This window comes from Pseudarthrobacter raffinosi (assembly GCF_023913735.1).
Taxonomy (GTDB): domain Bacteria; phylum Actinomycetota; class Actinomycetes; order Actinomycetales; family Micrococcaceae; genus Arthrobacter; species Arthrobacter raffinosi.
On sequence record NZ_JAMXBH010000042.1, the window covers coordinates 1 to 5,572 of the forward strand.

Annotated in this window: 6 protein-coding genes; all 6 read right to left on the minus strand. The window is 64.2% G+C overall.

The window, feature by feature from the left end; translation table 11 throughout:
- Positions 1-105: 105 nt before the first annotated feature.
- The gene (locus NG698_RS21340; RefSeq protein ID WP_252603852.1) at positions 106-276 is read right to left on the minus strand and encodes a hypothetical protein; all 171 of its coding nucleotides are present in this window, start codon (positions 274-276) and stop codon (positions 106-108) included.
- A 445-nt stretch (positions 277-721) separates the two neighbouring features.
- Positions 722-1,207, minus strand: coding sequence for a hypothetical protein (locus tag NG698_RS21345; protein WP_252603855.1), 486 nt, complete (start codon positions 1,205-1,207; stop codon positions 722-724).
- Positions 1,204-1,620, minus strand: a complete 417-nt coding sequence (locus NG698_RS21350) for an ester cyclase (RefSeq protein WP_252603856.1) — start codon at positions 1,618-1,620, stop codon at positions 1,204-1,206. The genes NG698_RS21345 and NG698_RS21350 overlap by 4 nt, the downstream gene beginning before the upstream one ends.
- A gap of 613 nt (positions 1,621-2,233) precedes the next feature.
- The gene (locus tag NG698_RS21355) at positions 2,234-3,466 is read right to left on the minus strand and encodes a hypothetical protein (RefSeq protein ID WP_252603859.1); all 1,233 of its coding nucleotides are present in this window, start codon (positions 3,464-3,466) and stop codon (positions 2,234-2,236) included.
- Between the two features lie 29 nt (positions 3,467-3,495).
- Positions 3,496-5,127 carry a relaxase/mobilization nuclease domain-containing protein gene (locus tag NG698_RS21360; RefSeq protein ID WP_252603862.1) on the minus strand — a complete coding sequence of 544 codons (1,632 nt, stop codon included), beginning with the start codon at positions 5,125-5,127 and terminating at the stop codon, positions 3,496-3,498.
- Positions 5,124-5,435 (minus strand): plasmid mobilization relaxosome protein MobC, encoded by a 312-nt coding sequence (gene mobC, locus NG698_RS21885; RefSeq protein WP_252612247.1) that lies wholly within the window; start codon positions 5,433-5,435, stop codon positions 5,124-5,126. Before mobC ends, NG698_RS21360 begins: the two co-directional genes overlap by 4 nt.
- Positions 5,436-5,572 lie beyond the last annotated feature (137 nt).

The window sequence follows — 5,572 nt, forward strand, 5'->3', positions numbered from 1 at the left end:
TGCCACCACGCCGACAACGGACCAACCCCCGCGTAGTGAAACGCAAGATGTCAGGCTGGCCACTCAAACGAATACCCAAACTTCTTAAGTAAACGGTATTGGGGCTTATCCGCGCTTTCCGGGCTGCGTTGCATCGAAGAACCGCAATTCCTCGCTGTTTTGGCCCGTACCCACGCCCGTTTCTTTCTCGCGGATAAAATCCAGATCCTCACGGGAAAGCAGCATCTGGCCGTGCCCGTCGACGTCGACGTGCCCCGCGGAATTTTGCTTGATCATGGCAGTGACAGTGCGCGGCACCATCACGCCTCCCGGATTATCCAGGAGCCACTGGCGCGTCTCTGAATCAAGTCGGTCCCATGATTTTGTCAATCTGACTTGAGCCCACTTTGGTGGGAAATCGCAGCTTGATCGGGGCCGCCATGAACCAGGTCGCGGAGGCGGTGGGGCCCCGGAATGTGACCGTTCCGTTACGCCGATCCCGGCAGGGCGCCGGGTACTCGAAATCAGGGGACCGGCCGCCGCCTGCTGCCAGCCAGGAACACCCCATGATCCCGGGACCCTTATGGATGGACCGGGCTCCTGCCCCCTCTCAGGAGGTGGGCAATCGCTGCCTCACCGGCGTGTTGCCGGGAACCGGATTCCCGGGTTTTCTGCGCCCGGCCAGAAATCCGGAAGAAGGCTTGGACGCTCGGAGGTGCAACGGGGAAGTCTGCCCGTTGGGTCAAAGCGGGCGGGAGGCGGCCGGGTCCAGGGTGTGCAGCGCGGCGCCGGTCACGATGCCGTAGGCCAGGTGCGGGATGATGTCGCTGGCCCAGTCCGCGGGAGACCAGGTGCGGGGATCGGTAATTCCGAGAACGGTCATAGGGCCGTTGCTGCCGATCAGTGCGCCGGCCGCCGCAGTCAGTGACGAACCGAGGAGTCCGGGCCGGTATCCGGCCTCCCGGACAAGGCCGAGGACCGCGCCGACGCCGACGCCGACGACAAGTCCTGTCAGCGGGCCGAGCCCGGCTAACCGGTTCGTGCGTTCTTCCTCGGTGCCCGGGATCTTGACCCCTGTGACGTCGGCCAGTTTTTCGACGGTGGCCTCGGGTGTGCTGCTGGCGGGGCGGGCACGCCAGACCATGTCCAGGTAGGTGAGGGTGTTCAGGGCTGTGGTCCCGGCGGCGCCTGCTGCGGCCCCGGTGGCCAGTGCGCGGACGATTTTCATGGCTGCGGGGACAGCCCGAGTTGGGTGAGCATGCCCAGCTGGTCGCTGCTGCCCCAGCGCTCGACGAGTTTGCCGTCTTCGAAGCGTCCGATCTGCATGCCCCGGATTTTGAAGCTCCTGCCGGTGGGCGGGTGGCCCATCAGCGGCCCCTGATGTGTCCCGGTGATCGTGTAGGCGAACGCGACGTCGACGTCGGTGGCTGTGAGGTGTTCGACGTCGAGGTGCAGATCCGGAAAAGAAGAGCGCAACCCTGTGAACAGGTCCTTGAATCCCTGCGGGCCCGGTCCTTGTCCCGGTGCCGGGTCGTGGTCGACACAGCCGGCCGCGACGACGTCGTCGAATTCTTCGAGTTTGCCGCTGTTTACAGCGGCGCCGAAGCGCTCCTGGGCGTGGATATTGGCGTCCCTGGTCATGAATCCTCCGTTTATGGTTGTTAGGCCGGTCCGTGCGGAACGGTCCTTGTTGTCATCTGTCATCGTGCGCGCTGGTCTGCCCGGGAGCAAGGGCAGTGGGATCGGGTTCGGCCGGGCCTGCCTGGGTCCGGGACTCCAGGCCGGCGGGTCCGCCGCCACCCTGGACAGCCACCGGCACGCCCGCAAGACCCGGACACGGCACACGCGGCCGCGACCCCCGCCGGCACAAGGCTGCCTGAACCGCGCCAGTGCAACTCCCCGGGCCAAGATGGATAGGCCCGGCTTGAGCGCACGGCAAACACAGCCAGTCCGTACTTCGTGGTGGGTGCTGGGGGCTACTTGTTGCGTTGGTGGCAGTCACTCTGGTCACGGATTGGGACCGGCTGCGAGATCCACTGCTTAAAGGCACCCCAGCCTCAGGCCTCAGGTAACGCCGGCGATTGCCGTTTCATGACATGAGTACCTCGCCAGACCAAAATCCAAGGGTCGGAAGCAAGGACTGCAAGTGACCACCCTCGCACATACTCCATCGGTCCTCCTCGCGGAGTCGTGGATGATGTCCGCAACGTACGGTGCAATGTTCCAGGTGAACCGCTCTTTGTGGATAAATGTTTTAGCGGGACAGGCCGTTCTTGCTCCTCTCAGAGCCCACTGTTGCCTCTGTGCTCGACCTTCTGGCCTTGGTGGCGCCCTTGCCCATAGTCACCGCTGCGCTGGGGTGTGTGCCCTCGCTGCGAGCTGCCGCGAGGCGTCCGCGTATCTGGGTCTCATTCGCGCCGCTGTTTTCTAGGGACTCAGCGAATTTTTCGTGGTGTTCGGCCGAGCCGTAGTCGGCGGCTGACGTGCTTTCTGCTTTGAGGCCCTGGTCTTTGAGCCGACTGCTTTCGTTGCCGGTGACGCGGTTCTCGATTTCGCGGCCGACGCCTTCCATGCGGGCAAAGAGTTCCTTTTCCGCGCGTTCGTACCGCTGCTCCACGGGCGTCCGCTCGGAGCCTTTGAAACCGCCCTCGGCCAGGAGCTTGGCCTCGTGCATCTCCTTGGCAGCCTTCACGAACTCGGGATCCTCGAAGTGCGAGTCGCCGGCACCGTTGACGTTCGCGGTGGTCTCTTTCCGCAGCTGGTCCATGTCGGGACCGTTGATGCCGTCCTTGCCGATGAGGAACATGCGTTCCTTCACGATGGCGTCCGCTGCCTCTACCGCTGTGGGGGTCTTCGCGGTGTGCGCGGTCTGCAATGCCTGGGCCAGCTCGGGGTTGGCCAGGTACTCCACGGGCACCTGGTGACGCTCCATTTCCGGTGCCAGCTTCGCGGCCTGTGCGCGGAGTTCTTCCGCGCGGGCTGCTGCGAGCAGCTGCATGGCCTTCTCGTGTTCGGCGGTGGCCTTGCGCGTCTCTTCCTGGCTGCGCGCCAGTTCGTCCTGCCGGGCCTTCTCGGTGGTGATCGCCTGAATACCTGACTCCAGGTAGGCGGCGTCTGTGCCGACGTCGTGGGTGTCGATCCCGTACCGCGTCAGGACCTCCTGACGGATCTTTTCCGACGCTGCCAGCGCGGCCGGGTCGTGGTCCTTCCAGCCTTCGGCGACGGCGTGTGCCGTAGCAATGTCGTTTGGCTGTGCCTTGTCCCACCACTGGTCCTTCTCGACGGGCGCCAGTGCTGCGTGGGCGGCGCTTCGTTCGGCGGCGAGACGGGCCTGGGCTTCGTGCGCCACCTGGGCGTCTTGGTGTTCCTGGTGCCGCTGGGATTCCTGCCGCCGCCGGGCCAGGGTCTCGGCAATACGGGAGGCGATCATCAGCGACTGCCGCAGCCCGCCGTCCAGGACATCATCCATTCCATCTGATTCACTCATGCTGTTCCCCTTGCAGTTGGTGGTGGTCTTTATCGGTCGAGGCCCGGCCCGGAGTCGCGTCGGCTGAGTTGGTAGGTCTTGGCCGGTGTTGGCGTTGATGGCACCACTGATCCCGGACGGATGGGCACCATGCCACGCCTGGCAATATCAATCGCCCTGGGCGGCACTGCTGACTCCGTGGCTTGCTGCTGCCCGGCACCCACCGGGACAGCCTTCGGCATGGTTCCGGTGAACGGAGCCAGCTGGTGCTCGACCACTGAGCGGATGCGTTGCGCTTCACGGGTCCGCCCAGATTGGGCGTGCATTTCGTAGACGGCAAAGGCGGTGTTGATCAGCTGCACCATGAGTGCCGTTTGCGCCGCCGTCTTGTTCTTGCTCGATGCGGCCATGAACAACATGGCGGTACCGGCAATGGAGGGCAGCGCGACGGGTTTGCTGTGCTGTCGTGGTGCGCGCAACTGCGCCGTGCGGGACAGTTCAGCAGCGGTGGCCGCCAGTGGCCCGGGCGTCGGTTCGAGCCGGTAAGACCATGCCGCGAACGCTCCGGAAACTTCCCGTGCGGCCTTCGCCCAGGTTGCGTGATCGTCACGCGGGATGGTGCGTAGCTGGTCTGCCAGGGCGGTGGCGTTACGGGTGTATTCCACCCATGCTTCTGCCGGTGGCGTTGCGTTCTCGGGACCGGTCTTGGAGACCGTGCGCTTGTTGCGTGCCGCCGCGTTCCACTCGGCTGCAGCATCGGTCGCCAGGTGTGGTGAGTCCATCCATTCTTCACGGAGGGCACCGAGTTTCAGGTCAGAGGCGAGGGTGCCGCCTCCGAACCAAATAGGACGCTCCCCCTGGGTGGGGCGTTCGGCTACCGAGTACCCAACAATGACGTCGGTGGTGTTCTTGGCGTAGCGGGGACGGACGAGCATTCCGGTGTCGCGGGCCCGGCGTACGAACTCCGCTTCGGTTGCCGAGGCGCTGGCGCTGGCGCGTACTTTCCGTGCCAGTGATGACCTGTGCATTTCGCGGTCATCCCTGACGGCGGTGGCCTTCTCGGCCCGGTCGTATCCACGGGTGGCGTGCACCATGGAGAGCTGTTCCAGACCGTACTTGACCTCAAGCTCGCGGCAGGTCTGCTGTGCACGCTTGTAGTCAGCATGCGTGGATGCTTTGGTGCCGTCCTCGCGGACAAGAGACACTGCCAGGTGGATGTGGTGGTTCCCGTTTTCGGACGTGCCGTGGTTCACCGCGGCCCACCGGCACCGTGCTTTGCCGCTGGCTTCGGTGAAGCCCATAGAGTCAACGAAGTCGTTGGCGATATCGCCCCACTGCTGGTCCGTCAGTGCACCCTCTTCGGCGCGCAGGCTGAGGGAGCAGTGCCACACGCTGGCATCCTTGTACCCGACGTGCACGCGCTCCTTCTTCGCCGCGTCCCACTCCATGTCCTTGATCTGAACCGAGACACCGAACATCTTGCGCGGCCGGTCCAGATGCTTGGCAATGGCCAGGGCATCGTCGCGGTCCAGCACACCGTCGTCGTACCACGCCATGATGGCAGCGTCACCGGCAACAAGGTGCGGATCCTGGTGGGCGTTCTTGGTCTTGTTCGCATCGGTCGATGCCAGGTAAACCATGAGCCCGCCCATACGTGAACCGCGAGTGATGTTCGGAATCATCCCTGCATCAGCCCGTCAATGGCGTCGTCAATGCGCATGGCTACAGTGCGAATGTGCTTCAGCGCTTCGCGGGCTTCAACAGGGAACTCGCTGGTGGCGTTCGCCTGCCGTGCGAGCTGGTTGATGTTGTTGGACGAACGGGCCAGGAGATTGTGCAGGGACATCAGTTCCGCTGCAATGGCGCGGCGTTCGGTCGGTGAATCGGAGTGCTCCGACAGCGCGGACGAAATCAGCAGGTTCGGAACGGTGACCTTCTCGCGCTCAGCCCTGGCGACGAGCGCCGCTTCTTCCTCCACAGGGACCCACACGTCACGGCGCTAGCCCTGAATGACCAGATCGATGAGGAAAATAGTCAATGAGCGTTGTCATCGGAGTGGATTCCTCCACCCAGTCCTGCAAAGTCCTCGCCGTGGACGCCCAAAGCGGAGACGTCATCTCTTCGGCA